A 16,099-nucleotide genomic window follows, 5' to 3' on the forward strand; every position below is an offset into this window, starting at 1 on the left:
AACTGCACTTATTTAGTGGAATTTCATGCGAATCGTTAAAGAATCGACCCGCAGCCTCGATAAGCTCGACCGCCACATCCTGCGCATCCTGCAACACGAGGGCCGCATTTCGATGAAGGACCTGGGCGAGCGGGTTGGCCTGTCGGTCACGCCCTGCATCGAGCGCGTCAAGCGCATGGAGCGCGACGATGTCATCAGCGGCTATTACGCGCGCGTCGATCCGGCCGCGCTGGGCGCCAAACTGCTGGTGTTTGTGGAAATTACGCTGAACCAGAAGTCGGCCTCGGCCTTCGAGCAGTTCCGGCGTGAGGTGCTGCGCATTCCCGAGGTGCAGGAGTGCCATCTGGTGTCGGGCGACTTCGATTACCTGATCAAGGCGCGCATCCACGAGATGGCGGAGTACCGCAAGCTGCTCGGCGACATGCTGCTGCAGCTGCCCGGCGCGGCCCAGTCGAAGAGCTATGTGGTGATGGAGGAGATCAAGGAGACGCTGGTGCTGTCGACCGAGGCGCTCCTCCAGCCTTAGCGCAAGGTCTGGAAACGCCCGGCCTCGAAGTCGGCGATGGCCGTCTGGATTTCCTCGCGCGTATTCATCACGAACGGTCCGTGCGACACCACCGGCTCGCCGAGCGGCGTGGCGTGGCCGAAGATCAACAGGGCGTCGGTCTCGGCGATGATGCTGAGGGCGTCGCCTTCCTCGTTCAGTTCGGCCAGATGGAAGGCGTCGGCGCGGTCGCCGTTCACCTCGACGGTGCCGCGCACCACATACAGGAACACCTTGCGCGCACGCAGGTCCGGCACGTGCAACTGGCCGCCGGCGCGCATCGCCACCGTGCTCATGAAGACGCCGGTCAGCGAATGCACCGGGCCCTGGTTACCGTTCCATTCGCCGGCGATCAGGCGCAGGTCGACCTTGCCGCCGTCGAGCGCGATGCCCGGAATGTCGCCTTGCTGCAGCCCCGTGTAAGCGGGCGCGGTCATCTTCAGGCGTCCCGGCAGGTTGATCCACAACTGCAGGATTTCGAGCTGTCCACCATGCTCGCGAAATTCGGGCGGCGATACTTCGGCATGCACGATGCCGCTGCCGGCGGTCATCCATTGCACGCCGCCGGCGCCGATGATGCTTTCGTGCCCGGCACTATCCTTGTGCATCAGCGTGCCGTCGACGATGAAGGTGACGGTCTCGAAACCGCGGTGCGGGTGCGGTCCGAACGGCAGGCCGCGGTTGCCCGGCGGGTAATGCTGCGGTCCGTGATGATTGAGGAACAGGAAGGGATCGATCTGGTCGGCGTACGGGCCCGGCAGCGGGCGCTGGGTCAGCAGGTCGCCGATGTCGTCGCGTTGCGCCGGATGCAGGCGCTTGATGCTTTTTTCGCTCATGGGCTCATTCCTTCGATGGTGGTTTTGTCCCTCACCATACCCGAAGCGCCGCGCGCACGGCGTCGGCCTGCACGATGGCGAAAACTTTGTGCCCCGGTTTGCTGTCCTACCGGGACGCCACCATTCTGGTGGAGACCACAAGGAGGCAGTAATGGCAACAATGAACGCACCCGCAAACGAACGCCGCCACATTCCGGAACGCCGCAACTCCGGCAGCGCGTTGCACTCGACTCACTTTTCCGCCATGGACTGGTTGGCGATGGTCTTGATGATCGTCGGCGGCCTCAACTGGGGCCTGGTCGGGGCCTTCGAGTTCGACCTGGTGGCGGCGCTGTTCGGCGATCGCACCATCTGGTCGCGCCTGGTGTATGCGCTGGTCGGCATCGCGTCGCTGTACGGTATTTACCTGCTGAGCAAGATGGCGGCGCGGCAGCATTAGCGCTGCCGCGCTGGCGCCGCGTGCTTGGGCCGCGCCCTTGGGCCACGCCCTTGGGCCGCGCCCTTGGGCCCGCGCTTGCGGACACGCGTATGGTATGCCGCTGCGCGCCCGCGCCTGCGCCGGACGGCCGGCGGTGATAGACTTTGACGTTACGCAAACCCAACGTCCAGGATCGTCACCATGCGCCACTCGTTCGTCCTCGCCAGCCTGCTGTGCTGCCTGAGCACCGCTGCCGGCGCCGCTCCCCCGCCACCGGGGGATGCGGCGTTGCGCGCGGCCGCCCATGCGGCGGCAACCTATCGCACCGCGCTGATCGACAGCCTGGCGAAGATGGTCAGCTTCAATACGGTCGCCGACAAGACGGTGCCGTTCGAGCGCAATCCGCAGCATCTCGGTTTCAAAAGCTACCTCAAGAGCGAGGCGGAGCGCCTCGGCCTCGATTACACCGACCACGGTTATGTGATGGTCATCGGCCTGGGCCGCGGCAGCGAGCGGGTCGGCATCATCACGCACGGCGATATCCAGCCGGTCGATCCATCCAAGTGGAAAAAATCGCCTTTCGAGCTGGACAAGACGAGCGAGGCCGGACGCCTGATCGGGCGCGGCACCGAGGACGACAAGGGACCGATCGCAACCGCCCTGTACGCGATGAAGGCGATCAAGGATAGCAAAGTGGCACTGTCGAAACGGCTGGAACTGTATGTGTACATGGCCGAGGAGTCCGACTGGGGCCCGCTGACCGAGTTTCTCAAGACGCACCAGCCGCCCCAGATGAACATCACGCTCGACGCCGAGTATCCGGTGGTGACGGCCGAGAAGGGCTACGGCACGATCAGCGTGACGGTGCCGGCGCAGGCAGCGGCGCCGGCGGGCACGCCATCGCTCGTTGCCTTCGGCGGCGGCTTTTTCGGCAGCCAGATTCCCGAAGACGCCAGCGCCGCCATCGAGGACGCCACGGCGGAACTGGAAGCGCGCATCCGCCAGCGCGCAACCGCCCAGGGCGGCATGCGCTACACCTTCAGCCGCCAGGGCAAGCAGCTGCTGGTCAAGGCGCAGGGCCTGTCGGCGCACTCGTCCAAGCCGGAAGACGGCGTCAATGCGATCAGCATGCTGGCCGATGCGCTCAATGTACAGCCGTGGCCGAACACCACGGCCGGCGCCATGGTCAATCTGCTCAACGACCTGATTGGGACCGGCATTTACGGTGAAAAGTTCGGCAAAATCGCTTACCGCGATAAATTCATGGGGCCGATGACGGTGGCGCCGACCGTCATCAAGCAGGGCGACGCCGGTATCGCGCTGCACGTGAACCTGCGCCGTCCGCAAGGCAAGAGCACCGAACAGCTGACCGGCGAAGTGAACGAGGCGCTGACCCAGTGGCAGGCGCGCCGCATCGCGCTGGCCGACGTGAAGGTCGAAATCACGGAACCGTGGCTGCAGAAAAGCGCCCCCCAGGTGCCGACCTTGCTGTCCGTGTTTTCCTATTACACCGGCATCAAGAATCCGCGCCCGATTTCCATCGGCGGCGGCACCAATTCGCGCCTGTTCCCGAACGCGGTCAGCTTCGGCCCGACCATGCCGGGGACGGTGTATTCGGGCCACTCCGAACATGAATTCATCACCGTCAAGCAACTGATGCTGAACCTGCAGATGTACACGGCTGTCATGGTCGAACTGGCCAAATAGCGCCAACCAGCCACGCGGGCGGCGCGGCGCGTAGCGGCCGCGCGCGCCCCATCCACGTCTCCGCTTCGTACACACAGGTAAGAACGCCGATTTTTGATGTAGGCACCAGCCTACTTTGTGTAACCAGTTTCGACCTCCTCAAGTCCACGGCATCACTCCTCCCTCTCAGAAAAACCTTTGCCTTCAATATGATTGAACGCCACTGGTTACAAGCCATTTTCACTTAGAAATCTTGCCTTTGCTGGGCGTGAAAATGCGCAAAATGGGCGTGCTAGCATCCGTTCCCTGTCCGCGATAACGGCGCTGTTCGCGGCATGGAGTAGCGCGCCAGCTACCCGACACGGCGCGTTCCGCAGCCTGGCGCCGCACCAGCGCCCAACGTCATTGCAAGCCCACGGCGAGGAGCACCAATGAGTCAATTCGAGTACCCGCGACCGCAGCTCGTGCGTGAGCACTGGATCAGCCTGAACGGGCCGTGGAAATTCATGTTCGACGATGAACGGCGCTGCCGCATGCCCGATGGCGCGACCGGGTGGACGCACCAGATCGAGGTGCCGTTCGCGCCGGAATCGCGCGCCAGCGGTATCGGCGACACGGGCTTTCACACGGTGTGCTGGTACGAACGCACGTTCCCTCTGGCGCCGCACGCGGGACACACCCTGCTGCATTTCGGCGCGGTCGATTACCGCGCCCGGGTCTGGGTCAACCAGCACCTGGTGGCCGAGCACGAGGGCGGACACACGCCGTTTTCGGCCGACATCAGCGGCGTGCTCAGGGAGGAGGGCACGCAGCTCGTGACGCTGTGCGTCGAGGATGACCCGCACGACCTGGCCAAGCCGCGCGGCAAGCAGGACTGGCTGCTCGAAGCGCATTCGATCTGGTATCCGCGCACCACCGGCATCTGGCAGACGGTGTGGATCGAGCAGGTGGCGTCGACCTACATCCAGAGCCTGCGCTGGACGCCCATTTTCGAAACCTACGAAATCGGCTGCGAAATCTTTGCCACCGGCGACATCACGGAAGACCTGTTCGTCGAGGTCAAGATCTGGCACGGCGCCAATCTGCTGGCGGACGATCACTACAAGCTGCTCGGCAACGAGGCCAACCGCAAGATCGCCTTGTCCGACCCGGGCATCGACGATTCGCGCAACGAACTGCTGTGGAGTCCCGAGCGTCCCACCCTGCTCACTGCCGAGGTCAGCCTGCACCATCGGGGCAAGGTGCTCGACCTGGTGCATTCCTACACGGCGCTGCGCTCGGTGGCGATCAACCGCGACCGCTTCATGTTGAATGGCCGCGCCTACGCGCTGCGGCTGGTGCTCGACCAGGGCTACTGGCCCGAATCGCTGCTGACGGCGCCGTCGGACGCGGCGCTCAAGCGCGACGTGGAGCTGGCCAAGGCCATGGGTTTCAATGGCGTGCGCAAGCATCAGAAGATCGAAGACCCGCGCTATCTGTACTGGGCCGACCGGCTCGGTCTGCTCGTGTGGGAAGAAATGCCGTCGGCCTACCGCTTCAGCCCCAAGGCCATCACGCGCATGCTGCGCGAATGGACCGAGGCCATCGAACGCGACTACAGCCATCCCTGCATCATCGTCTGGGTCGCCTTCAACGAATCGTGGGGCGTGCCGAATCTGACCCTGACCCAGGCCCACCGCAACGCGGTCGAAGCCCTGTACCACCTGACGCGCACGCTCGACGCGACCCGGCCGGTGATCGGCAACGATGGCTGGGAAGCATCGGCCACCGACATCCTCGGCATCCATGACTACGACTGCAATCCCGACAGGCTGGCGGCGCGCTACACCACCAGCGAACCGACGCGCACCCTGTTCGACCAGCGCCGTCCGGGCGGACGCATCCTCACCCTGGACGGCTTTCCGCACCGGGGCCAGCCCATCGTGCTGACCGAATTCGGCGGCGTCGCCTTCGACCGGCATAACGGTAGCGCGCGCACCTGGGGCTATTCGCGCGCCCATACCGAAGACAGTTTTCTCGACCTGTACCGGCGCCTGCTGGCGGTGGTCAACACCACGACCATGTTCAGCGGCTTTTGCTACACCCAGTTCAGCGACACCTTCCAGGAAGCGAACGGCCTGCTGTGCGCCGACCGCACGCCCAAGGTCCCGCTCGAACTGATCAGCGCGGCCACGCGCAACGACGATAAAAAGGAGGACTGCTACCCGGGAATTGCCTGACCAGCCGCTTACACCACCCGCGCGGACGGCGCCGCGGGTCAGCCTGACACATCACTTTTCCAACACACGCCCACGATGGGCGAAAGGAGCCAGCATGTCTACAATCATCGTTTTTTGCCACCTGCGCTGGGATTTTGTTTATCAGCGGCCGCAGCAGTTGCTGTCGCGGCTGGCGCAACATTTCCGCATCCTCTTTATCGAAGAGCCCGTGCACGATGATGGCGACAGCTTCATGGAGCAATCGACTCCGGTTCCCAATGTGACCGTGTACCGGCCGCACACGCCGGTGCATGCGCCCGGTTTCCACGACGACCAGATCCGCCTGCTGCAGCCGATGCTGGCCGGCCTGGTCGAACCCGGAGAGCAGCCCATCGTCTGGTTCTATACGCCGATGGCCTTGCCGCTGCTGCAGGAGCTACATGCGGCGCTGGTCGTGTACGATTGCATGGACGAGCTGGCGGCCTTCAAGAATCCGCCGCGCCAGCTTCTGCAGCGCGAAACGGCCCTGCTCAGCCTGGCCGACCTGGTGTTTGCCGGCGGGCCGAGCCTGTACCAGGCCAAGCGCGAGCGCCATCCCAACACGCACTGCTTTCCCAGCAGCGTCGAGGTGCGCCACTTCGCGCGCGCGCTCGAGCGCGACAGGAATCATCCGCTCCAGGCCGGCATTGCCTCGCCGCGCCTGGGCTTTTACGGGGTGATCGACGAGCGGTTCGACACGCCCCTGATCGGCGCGCTGGCCGACGCCCATCCGGACTGGCAACTGGTGATGGTGGGGCCGGTCATGAAAATCGACCCCGCCAGCCTGCCGCAACGCCCCAACATTCACTATCTTGGCCAGCAGCCTTACGAAGCACTGCCTGGCTTGCTGGCAGGCTGGGACGTGTGCCTGCTGCCGTTCGCCCTGAACGAGGCCACCCGTTTCATCAGCCCGACCAAGGTGCTCGAATACATGGCCGCCGAGCTGCCCATCGTCAGTACCGACATCGCCGACGTCGCCCGTCCGTACGGCCACGTGGTTGCGATCGCGCGCGATACGGACGGCTTCCTGGCAGCGTGCGAGGCGGCCATGGCGATGACGCCCGAGCGCCGTGCCGCCATGGGCGCCACCATGCGCGCCATCGTGGCCGGTACGTCGTGGGATGTCACGGTGGACGCCATGCGCCGCCTGCTGGCGCAGACCAGGCCCGGCCGAAGCACGGGACGGTTCAGCAACGCAGGCAATGCTGGCAACGCAGGCATGGCCGCCAGTGCCAGCGCTGCCTGCGCGGGCAGCGGCGCCACGGTCAATCCGCTGCGCTCGCAGAGCGGTGCGCAGAGAGTGCAGACGGTCATCGTCGGTGCTGGCCCCACGGGATTGTCGGCCGCGTATCACCTCGGCGAGGGCACTATCCTGCTCGACAAGAACGCGAGCGTGGGCGGCTGGTGCCGGTCGATCCACGACCAGGGCTTCACGTTCGACCATGCCGGCCACATCATGTTCTCCAACGATCCTTATGTGCTGTCGCTCTACGAGATGCTGCTTGGCCCCAACCTGCATTGGCAAAACCGCGAAGCCTGGGTCTACAGCAAGCAGGTGTACACGCGCTATCCGTTCCAGGGGGCCCTGTACGGCTTGCCGCCGAAGGTCATCACCGAATGCATTATCGGCGCGGTCGAAGCGCGTTTCGGCAGCATCGGCAGCATCGACGGCGCGGCGGCGGCGCCACCGTGTGCGGTCAAGCCGGTGGAAGACTGCTGCGCCGACGGCACCGTCGAGGTCGCGCACGGTACCGCCAGCATCACGCCGCGCAAGCGCGAGAGCCAGAATTTCGAGGAATTCATTTACAAAGTCTGGGGCCGCGGCATCGCCGAGCACTTCGCCATCCCTTACAACAAGAAGCTGTGGACCGTTCCGCTCAGCGAGATGGAAACCTCCTGGCTGGGGGGCAGGGTGCCGCTGCCCGACCTCGAAGAAATCATCGAGGGCGCGCTGGAACCGGTCGCCAAACCGATGGGGCCGAATGCGCGCTTCGGCTATCCGCTTTCCGGTGGTTTCCAGGCGCTGATGTCCGGCTTCCTGCCGCATATCAAGGGCCGCATCGAAATGCAAGCCGAGGCGGCCCAGTTGCTGCCGCGCGAACATCTGCTGGTGATGGCCGACGGCAGCCGTTACCGTTACGACCATCTGATCAGCACCATGCCCTTGCCCGAGCTGATCAAACTGATCGGCAGCGAGGCACCGCAGGACGTACGCGACGCTGCGGCGGGCTTGCGTCATTTGTCGGTCCGCTGCGTCAACCTTGGCGTGGCACGCGAGAACCTCACCGACAAGCATTGGATCTACTACCCGGAAGAGACGATTTTCCACCGTATTTTCGTCCAGGGAAACGCCAGTCCCCATTGCAACCCGCCCGGCGGATTCGGGCTGACCTGCGAGATTTCCTATTCCCCATGGAAACCGCTGCCGCTCGATGGACAGGCGCTGATCGACCGCTGCATCGAAGACTGCATCAAGGTCACGATGCTCAGGCCGGACGACCGCATCATCACCGCCAATCTGGTCGACATGCCCTATGCGTATGTGGTCTACGACCATGCACGCGCCGCCAACGTCGCGCGCGTCAAGGCATGGCTGGCGCGCTACGACATCGTGCTGGCGGGGCGCTACAGCGAATGGGAGTACTACAACTCCGACCACGCTTTCATTGCAGGCAAGAAGGCAGCGGAGACCGTGCTTCGGCAGCGTGCCGATGCGGCGCAAAATGTTGGGTCAGAGTGAGAGATTGCGGCAAGCCTGCGAATGAAACCTCCACAAGTCGAATTGGCGAACGTGTTGATCGAGACTATGCTTAGGATCGGATCATGACTTGCTTTCGCCCTTGCTTGTGGCGGTTGTCGATGCACGGCAGGTGGCGTGTCTGAGTTCACACCCCGGCAGGCATGAGCAGGAACCAACTACGCCAGCCAACAGAGGCTCAAGTCGACCATGTCCATGCGGCTACTCTTGTCCGCTATTCAGCACAAAAGCTAAGTGCGCGACAACGCCAGGCACTGTCACCTGGCCGGTCGCGCGTCGGTGAATAAGCGCTAACGCTCGATCGCGCCGCCCGACATACGCACGCGGTCGCCGGTCACGAAGGAGGGCGCCCATTCCTGTGTGATGACCTGGGTGGCACCGTCGTCCAACTTCAGCGTGATCCGGTAGACACGGTCGCCGGTCATTGTGCTGCCGCTGGTGCCCGTGCTGCCAGCGCTGCCAGTGCCGCCAACGGCGCCACCCGTACTGGCCGCCCCGCTGCCCTGACGCGGCACCACTTCGATTTTGCTCACGGTGCTGTTGGGCGTACCGGTTGGCGCGCTGGCTCCGCTTGCCATGCTGCCACCTGACTGGGCGCCGCCGCTGCTCGCAGCGGAACTTCCCATCCCCGTCGTCGTGCTGCCGGTTCCTGTGCCAGCCATGCTTGCGCTACCCCCACTGGTACTCGTGCTGCCGGTAGTCTGGCCACTGCCCGTGCCGCCCGTACCTGTGCCAGCACCGCTGCTCCCTGTCGTTCCGCTGCCCCCCGTGGAACCGCTGCTGCCCGTCCCTGTGGTGCCGGTACTGGTCCCCGTCGTTCCGCCGCTGTCCGTCGTGCTGCTCCCGCTCGATGGCATGCTGGCGGATGTGTCGCCACCAGTGCCGCTTGTGCCACTGGCTGTGTCGCCGCTCATGCCGGTGGAAGTGCAGGCCGCCAGTCCGACAGCCAGCAAGCCCGCCAACAGCATGCTTTGTTCGATACGCTTCATGATCAACTCCTTTGGTTGGGTGTTTTCCGTGGGTGCGTGACAATGCCGCGTGCCACTTCGGTAAGAGCAGGGAATCCGCCCGGCGTTCCCATGCATTCTCTTGCGTTTGACGCAGATCAAACAATCATTAGATAAGCGTGAATTTTGCGGAGGGGAGGCAGTCAGCGCAAGACATGCGCTTTCAGAGCTTGATGCAGCGCAAAAGCCCACCTTCTTGGGCGGGCCATAATTTTTTACTGCAATTTTTTGAGAGCCTGCCATGCCAGCTTCATCACTCTCCAGCCTGATTGTCGACCTGGTCGCTTCGGTGGAAACGACGGTCATCAGCCTGCGTGAGCATCATCTGTCGGGTCAGGCGGTACATCGCCTCGTGCGCGAGGCGAGTGCCGGGCAATTCGCCGATGCGCCGGCCGGCGCGCCGCGTTTAACGGGACCGTGCCGTTTGAGGCAGGAAGGCCCAGAGCAGGCCGGCCGTGATCAGCGCGGCATTGCAATCGACCAACCAGTCGCCGATCGCGCCTGAGCGGTACGGCAGGAAGCTCTGCACCAGCTCGTCCAGCGCACCCATCACCATCACGGTCAGGACCGACTTGATCGCGCGTTCGCGCGCACTGCCCAAGCTGCCGGTGAACAAAAGAAATGTGATAACACCGTAAGCCAGCGAGTGCAGGACAATGCCTGATGCCACGGTGCCGATCTCGGCGCGCGCGCCCGGCAAGGAACCCATGATGAGAATGGCGGCGTAGATCGCCAATGCGGTGCCGTAGCGCAACTTGCGCAGGCGTTCGTCAAGAACAAGAAGGGAAAGCAGTGCAGGCATGACAGAGGGTGTGGGGAAAACCATCACCTTACCATGCCGGCCGTCGGACATGCACGGCCAGCATGTTGCCTGGGTGAACGCTAAATCAGATCGTCAGCGCCGGCGCACCATTGCTGTAGCGTGCGTCGAAACAGCCCTGGCACTCGGCGCAAAACAGATGGGCAACGCGCACGGCGCGCTGGCGCAAGACCAGCTTGAGGTGCGTATGACTGCAATTGGGACAGGTTTCCCGAACCGTACCGAAGGTGATCAGTTCGACCGGGACATCGCCGGTGTCGAGGTGGTCGACAACAGCGCTGGGATTGAGTTCACTAAGGACGAGCTTGTCGTCGGGACTATGGCGCTGGCGGCGGCTGGCGTGTGCCTGTTGATAAAGTGGTTCTGATAATGCATCTAGGACATATTCACTCATTCTTATCGCTCCGCTTGGCTGGCCAATGGTTATGAAAAAAGCTCGAGGAACTTCACTATAGATGAATGGGCGGCAGCTTCAAGCCTTTACGTCATCTTTTTGCCAACCCTAGTCAAAGGAAGGGGAAAAAGTGTTGCGCCAAAAAAAAGCCCGCTTGTGGGAGCGGGCTAAACCCAAGATCGGGCCAAGAGATCGTCAATTCGGAGTGGTGTGCCGCCCTCTGGGTCGGCACACCTGGCTGCCAGTCACGCATATCGGGTGCGTGTACAGCAGATGAAACTAGTATAGGGAGGCAATGTGACGCAGCTATGACAATGCGCAACAATTGCGTCGGCGCGATGAATAAAGAGAAGAATTCCGACAGGCAGCACAGCGCGGCTGCAAGGGCACTGGCCATCGCGCGGCGTGCACGCAAAAAAAAAGCCCGCTGATGAAAGCGGGCTTCAAACTATTTTCTTGGAGGAAGATAGTGGAGACAGGTGCAATTATGCGGGGCCACGAATTATATGTCTAATTGACATTTTGGATACCGGACATGCGCCTGCATTATATCTCTATCCTTACACTTACACTTCCACGCTCAGCTCGACCTCGATGTTGCCGCGCGTTGCGTTCGAGTAGGGGCACACTTCATGCGCCTTGTTCACTGCTGCCTGGGCCGTTGCCTGGTCCATGCCGGGCGTTTTCACGACCAGCTTGATGGTCAGGCCGAAGCCGCCCTTGTCGTTCGGGCCCACGCCGACCGATGCGTCGATGCTGGTGTCGGCCGGCACCGGGGTCTTGAGCGCGCCGCTGACCAGTTTCAAGGCCGACAGGAAACATGCAGCATAGCCGGCCGCGAACAATTGTTCAGGATTGGTGCCGTCGCCGCCCGCGCCGCCCAGCGATTTCGGGGTCGACAGTTTGACGTCCAGGACGCTGTCATCGGAAACGGCGCGGCCATCGCGACCACCGGTTGCTGTTGCGTGTGCTGTGTAGAGAACTTGCATGGTAACTCCTTGGTTGGGTTGGGGCGGCAACGCTGTGCCGATGAAAGAACTATAGCTAACAATCTAATTGTGTGCAATCTATTTATTCAAATTCTTTTCCGATAAAGAGCGGGGCATGCCCCGCCGGTCAACTCAGTCGTGGTCTTCCATGGCCTTGAACAGGTCGTCGCGCACGCTCGACAGTTCGCTGCGCATGCGTCCCAGCGCGGCCAGTTCCTGTCCGCTTGCGCACAGCACCTGTTCCGGAATCGCCTCGGCCTGGGCGCGCAGCGCCCGGCCCTGCTCGGTGAGCACAATGCGCACCTGGCGCTCGTCGTGCGGATCGCGGTTGCGCGAGAGCAGGCCATTGCCTTCGAGCCGCTTGAGCAGCGGCGTGAGCGTGCCGGAATCGAGAAACAGGCGCGCGCCGATATCCTTGACCAGGATCGCATCCTGCTCCCACAGCACCAGCATCACCAGGTATTGCGGGTAGGTCAGGCCGAGCCGGTCGAGCATCGGTTTGTAGGTCTTGGTCATCGCGTGCGATGCCGAATACAGCGCGAAGCAAAACTGGTTTTCCAGCGCCAGCATGTTGACCGAGGCCGGCAGCGTCTGTTTGGTTTGGCTCATTCCTTCACCGGGACCGTATAGTTGAGGGCTAGGCGGCCACCGTCGACATACATGGTCTGGCCGGTCATATACGACGCATCGTCGCTGGCCAGGAACACCACCACGGAGGCGATTTCGTCCGGCTCGCCGCAGCGTCCGAGCGGGGTGCGCGACAGGATCGTCTTGCGCGCTTCCGGGCTGCCCAGCACGGCTTTCTTGGCCAGTTCGGTCAGGATGGTGCCCGGGCCGATGCCGTTCACGCGGATGCCGTAGCCGGCCAAATTGAGCGCCATTACCTTGGTAAGCTGATTGATGCCGCCCTTGGACACCACATACGGCACCTGGTTGGCGATCGCCACTTCGGAATTAACGCTCGACATATTGATGATGCAGCCGTGCTGCTGGCTCACCATGTGGCGCGCCGCGGCCTGGCCGCACAGGAACATCGATTTCAGATTGATGCGCATGACGCGGTCGAAATCGTCCTCGGTCAGGTCGAGGAAGTCGGCGGCATGCGTCACGCCGGCATTGTTGACCAGCACATCGATGCGGCCGAAGGCGGCCACGGTAGCGGCGATCATGGCATCCACATCGGCTTTCTGGCTGACATCGGCAGCGAAGAAGCGGGCGTTCTCGCCGAGCGCTTCGGCGGCGGCGGCGCCGTCGGCTTTGATATCGACCAGCATCACGCGCGCGCCTTCCTTCACCAGGCGCTGGGCGCAGGCCAGGCCAATGCCTTGCGTGGCGCCGGTGACGATCGCTACTTTTTGCTCAAGTCTCATGTATTGCTTTCAATGTGGTGCGGGAATAGCGAATTTTAACCACACAGCGCCCCCGGCGTTCATTTTTTTGCAGTGCATCACAGCACCACGGGGCGGTCCGGCAACTCATTGGCGCGCGCCCCGTTGGCCGGAAAGTGCTGGCTGAGCAAAGTGTTGACCTGCTCCAATGCAGCGAGGGTGGCGGCGTGGAATTCACCGCGCGCAAAGCCCTGCGTCATTGTCGTGCACACCCGCTTCCAGACGATATTGTCGATCTTGCGCCCGACATTGCGGTCGGTCACGATTTCGACCTTGTGCTCGGCCAGGTTCACATAGATCAGCACGCCGCAATTGTCTTCGGTATCCCAGATGCCGTATTCCGCGAACAGGGCAATGGCGCGCTCGCGCATGCCCATGCCGTCCCACAAGGCATCGAACGGCAAGCTGTTCTCCACGATCAGGCGCAGCTCGCTGCGGTGGGTTTGCTCGCCGGCCGTGATGGCCTTGCCGATCGCGTCCAGCGTTTCCGGTGGAAAAGCGCGCCGGCCTTTCGCCGCCGTGCTGCGCCAGTGGCGCCAGATGCGCGCGAGGCGTGCGCCCATCGTTGGTGTAGGGGAGTGACTCATTACCAATCTCCCGAGGCGCCGCCGCCGTCAAAACTGCCGCCGCCGCCGGAAAACCCGCCGCCGGAAAAACCACCACCGCCACCGCCGCCGCCGCCGCCGCTTCCGAGGCCGCCGAGTGCGCTGCCAATGATGAAGCCGGTGGCGCCGCTGCTCCAGCCGCCCCGCCCAAGACGCGAACGGCGCGGGCGGAAAATGGAGAACAGGAGAAAGGCCCCAAACAGGATCAACGGGACCGTTATATTGTCTTCGTCCAACTCATTGGACTGTTGCTGCTGCGGCGGCGCAGGGAACTGCTCCGCGTTCAGCAAGGTCGCGATCGCGCCCACGCCGGCCACCAGGCCGTCATAAAACTGCTTTTGCTGGAAATGCGGTGCGATCACGTCTTGCAGGATGCGTTTCGATTGCGCATCGGTCAGCACGCCTTGCACACCGCGTCCGGCTTCGATGCGCAGGCGCCGCAGGGCGGACGGATTGTCCGGCGCCACCACCAGCAGCACGCCATCATCGACGCCCTTGCGCCCCAGTTTCCCGGCATCGCTGACGCGGATGCTGTACTGCTCGATCTGTTCCGGCGCCGTGCTCTTGACCAGCAACACGGCGATCTGGCTGCCGGTTTTGCTTTCGTAGTCCGTGAGCACGGTTTCCAGCTTGGCGCGCTGTTCCGCGCTCAGCATGCCGGCCTGGTCGGTGACATGGCTGCTCAGGGTCGGCACCGGCACCAATTGCGCGTGCGCCGCGCCACCCAGGCCGAGGCCGAGTGCCAGGACCAGCGTCGATAAAAATCGCAGCCAGCGCATCTGCTTACTTGCCAAAATTGACGGTCGGGGCGGTCGAAATCGCTTTTTCGTTCTCGACGGTGAACGATGGCTTGACTTCATAGCCGAACATCATCGCGGTCAGATTGGTCGGGAACTTGCGCACCTGAACGTTGTATTCCTGCACGGTGACGATGTAGCGCTGGCGCGCGACGGTGATGCGGTTCTCGGTGCCTTCGAGCTGCGACTGCAGGTCGCGGAAGCTGGCATCGGCCTTCAGGTCCGGATATTTCTCCGCCACCACCATCAGGCGCGACAAGGCGCCCGACAGCTCGCCCTGCACCTGCTGGAATTTCTTGAACGCTTCCGGATTGTTCAACACCTCGGGCGTGATCTGGAAACTGGTGGCCGCGGCGCGTGCGCGCGTGACCGACTCCAGCGTTTCCTTTTCGTGGTTGGCATAGCCCTTGACCGTATTGACCAGATTCGGAATCAGATCGGCGCGGCGCTGGTACTGGTTGACCACTTCGCCCCAGGCGGCCTTGCTGGCCTCATCCTTGGTCTGGAACTCGTTGTAGCCGCAGCCGGACAGGAGCGTCCCTGTGAGTGCCAGGGTCAGCAGCACCCGGGCGCAGCGTGCGAATGCAGTGTTTGTCATGGTATTTCCGTCCGTAGCAAGTTGTCGAATGGTCAAAAATATACCCTAAATGCCAACACGATGACTTTTCAAACGTGCGTGGTACCGGGCGGGGAGGGGCATGGGACGCGCTACAATGACGGGTTTGTAATCGACTACGAGGCTGTCCTGTGAACTTTATCAACAAGCTGTCCGCCGCCTGGACCACCAACAATTCCCTGCTGTGCGTGGGCCTCGACCCCGATCTCGCCCGTTTCCCGGCGCAACTGGCCAGCGAGCCCGATGCGATTTTCCTGTTCTGCAAGGAGATCATCGATGCCACGGCGGATCTGGCGTGCTCGTTCAAGCCGCAGATCGCCTACTTTGCCGCGCTCGGCGCCGAAGGCCAGCTCGAGCGCATTTGCGCGTACGCGCGCCAGCATTATCCGCACATTCCCCTGATTCTCGACGCCAAGCGCGGCGACATCGGCGCCACCGCGCGCCAGTACGCGCGCGAAGCGTTCGACCGCTACGGGGCCGATGCGGTGACGGTCAACCCGTACATGGGTTTCGATTCGGTCGAGCCGTACATGGAGTGGACCGACCGCGGCGCCATCGTGCTGTGCCGCACCTCGAATCCGGGCGGATCGGATTTGCAGTTCCTGATGGCCGACGGCAAGCCCTTGTACCAGCACGTGGCGCGCATGGTGGCCGACAAGTGGAACAGGAACGGGCAGTGCGCGCTGGTGGTGGGCGCGACCTTTCCGGAGGAACTGGCGCAGGTGCGCGCGATCGTGGGTGAGATGCCGCTGCTGGTGCCGGGTGTCGGCGCGCAGGGCGGGGATGTGGAAGCGACCGTGAAATCGGGCCGTACGGCCGGCGGCGCCGGCATGATGATCAATTCCTCGCGCGCGATTTTGTATGCCACGCCGCAGGGGAGTGAGGATTTCGCCGCGGCAGCGCGCAGGGTGGCGCTGGAGACGCGCGACGCGATTAATTTGTATCGCTAGATCGTCGTTCCTGCCATAAGCTCGTCGTTTCCGCGCCAAGGCGGCACTCGGCGG

General features: G+C 63.1%; 16 protein-coding genes. 7 read left to right on the forward strand and 9 right to left on the reverse strand.

Annotated elements, in window-relative coordinates:
- Window positions 1-25 precede the first annotated feature (25 nt).
- On the forward strand, window positions 26-526 hold the full coding sequence (locus CR152_RS09425) for an Lrp/AsnC ligand binding domain-containing protein (RefSeq protein ID WP_099874687.1): 501 nt from the start codon (window positions 26-28) through the stop codon (window positions 524-526).
- On the opposite strand, the gene CR152_RS09430 is transcribed toward CR152_RS09425, so the two are convergent.
- Window positions 523-1,380, reverse strand: coding sequence for a pirin family protein (locus tag CR152_RS09430; RefSeq protein WP_099874688.1), 858 nt, complete (start codon window positions 1,378-1,380; stop codon window positions 523-525). The two genes, CR152_RS09425 and CR152_RS09430, sit on opposite strands and share 4 nt — an antisense overlap.
- 151 nt (window positions 1,381-1,531) lie before the next feature.
- On the opposite strand from CR152_RS09430, the gene CR152_RS09435 reads away from it, so the two are divergent.
- From CR152_RS09435 to CR152_RS09450, 4 genes are all read left to right on the forward strand, one after another.
- The gene (locus CR152_RS09435; RefSeq protein ID WP_099874689.1) at window positions 1,532-1,819 is read left to right on the forward strand and encodes a DUF378 domain-containing protein; all 288 of its coding nucleotides are present in this window, start codon (window positions 1,532-1,534) and stop codon (window positions 1,817-1,819) included.
- Between the two features lie 180 nt (window positions 1,820-1,999).
- Window positions 2,000-3,505, forward strand: coding sequence for a dipeptidase (locus tag CR152_RS09440; protein ID WP_099874690.1), 1,506 nt, complete (start codon window positions 2,000-2,002; stop codon window positions 3,503-3,505).
- Between the two features lie 410 nt (window positions 3,506-3,915).
- The gene (locus CR152_RS09445) at window positions 3,916-5,703 is read left to right on the forward strand and encodes a glycoside hydrolase family 2 TIM barrel-domain containing protein (protein ID WP_099874691.1); all 1,788 of its coding nucleotides are present in this window, start codon (window positions 3,916-3,918) and stop codon (window positions 5,701-5,703) included.
- A 94-nt stretch (window positions 5,704-5,797) separates the two neighbouring features.
- Complete coding sequence (locus CR152_RS09450; protein WP_099874692.1) at window positions 5,798-8,461, forward strand: NAD(P)-binding protein; 2,664 nt, start codon at window positions 5,798-5,800, stop codon at window positions 8,459-8,461.
- A gap of 308 nt (window positions 8,462-8,769) precedes the next feature.
- Here the strand turns inward: CR152_RS09450 and CR152_RS32780 are convergent, their stop codons facing one another.
- Window positions 8,770-9,468, reverse strand: coding sequence for a hypothetical protein (locus CR152_RS32780; RefSeq protein WP_157778409.1), 699 nt, complete (start codon window positions 9,466-9,468; stop codon window positions 8,770-8,772).
- 424 nt (window positions 9,469-9,892) lie between these two features.
- The gene (locus CR152_RS09465) at window positions 9,893-10,312 is read right to left on the reverse strand and encodes a VanZ family protein (protein ID WP_229413325.1); all 420 of its coding nucleotides are present in this window, start codon (window positions 10,310-10,312) and stop codon (window positions 9,893-9,895) included.
- Window positions 10,313-10,337: 25 nt separating this feature from the next.
- Between CR152_RS09465 and CR152_RS32785 the strand changes: the two genes are divergently transcribed.
- Window positions 10,338-10,673 (forward strand): hypothetical protein, encoded by a 336-nt coding sequence (locus tag CR152_RS32785; RefSeq protein WP_157778410.1) that lies wholly within the window; start codon window positions 10,338-10,340, stop codon window positions 10,671-10,673.
- A 593-nt stretch (window positions 10,674-11,266) separates the two neighbouring features.
- Here CR152_RS32785 and CR152_RS09475 read toward each other — a convergent pair.
- The 6 genes from CR152_RS09475 to CR152_RS09500 form a co-directional block, all read right to left on the reverse strand.
- Window positions 11,267-11,689 carry an organic hydroperoxide resistance protein gene (locus CR152_RS09475; RefSeq protein WP_099874697.1) on the reverse strand — a complete coding sequence of 141 codons (423 nt, stop codon included), beginning with the start codon at window positions 11,687-11,689 and terminating at the stop codon, window positions 11,267-11,269.
- A gap of 132 nt (window positions 11,690-11,821) precedes the next feature.
- On the reverse strand, window positions 11,822-12,298 hold the full coding sequence (locus CR152_RS09480) for a MarR family winged helix-turn-helix transcriptional regulator (protein ID WP_099874698.1): 477 nt from the start codon (window positions 12,296-12,298) through the stop codon (window positions 11,822-11,824).
- Window positions 12,295-13,059: an SDR family NAD(P)-dependent oxidoreductase gene (locus CR152_RS09485; protein WP_099874699.1), complete on the reverse strand. Its 765-nt coding sequence runs from the start codon at window positions 13,057-13,059 to the stop codon at window positions 12,295-12,297. Before CR152_RS09485 ends, CR152_RS09480 begins: the two co-directional genes overlap by 4 nt.
- A 77-nt stretch (window positions 13,060-13,136) precedes the next feature.
- Window positions 13,137-13,664 (reverse strand): TPM domain-containing protein, encoded by a 528-nt coding sequence (locus CR152_RS09490; RefSeq protein WP_229413326.1) that lies wholly within the window; start codon window positions 13,662-13,664, stop codon window positions 13,137-13,139.
- The gene (locus CR152_RS09495; protein ID WP_099874701.1) at window positions 13,664-14,461 is read right to left on the reverse strand and encodes a TPM domain-containing protein; all 798 of its coding nucleotides are present in this window, start codon (window positions 14,459-14,461) and stop codon (window positions 13,664-13,666) included. The genes CR152_RS09490 and CR152_RS09495 overlap by 1 nt, the downstream gene beginning before the upstream one ends.
- Before the next feature lie 4 nt (window positions 14,462-14,465).
- The gene (locus CR152_RS09500; protein WP_099874702.1) at window positions 14,466-15,077 is read right to left on the reverse strand and encodes a LemA family protein; all 612 of its coding nucleotides are present in this window, start codon (window positions 15,075-15,077) and stop codon (window positions 14,466-14,468) included.
- 149 nt (window positions 15,078-15,226) lie between these two features.
- Between CR152_RS09500 and pyrF the strand changes: the two genes are divergently transcribed.
- Window positions 15,227-16,045, forward strand: a complete 819-nt coding sequence (gene pyrF / locus CR152_RS09505; RefSeq protein ID WP_099874703.1) for an orotidine-5'-phosphate decarboxylase — start codon at window positions 15,227-15,229, stop codon at window positions 16,043-16,045.
- The last annotated feature ends 54 nt before the right edge of the window (window positions 16,046-16,099 follow it).

This window comes from Massilia violaceinigra (genome assembly GCF_002752675.1).
Classification (GTDB): Bacteria; Pseudomonadota; Gammaproteobacteria; order Burkholderiales; family Burkholderiaceae_D; genus Telluria_A; species Telluria_A violaceinigra.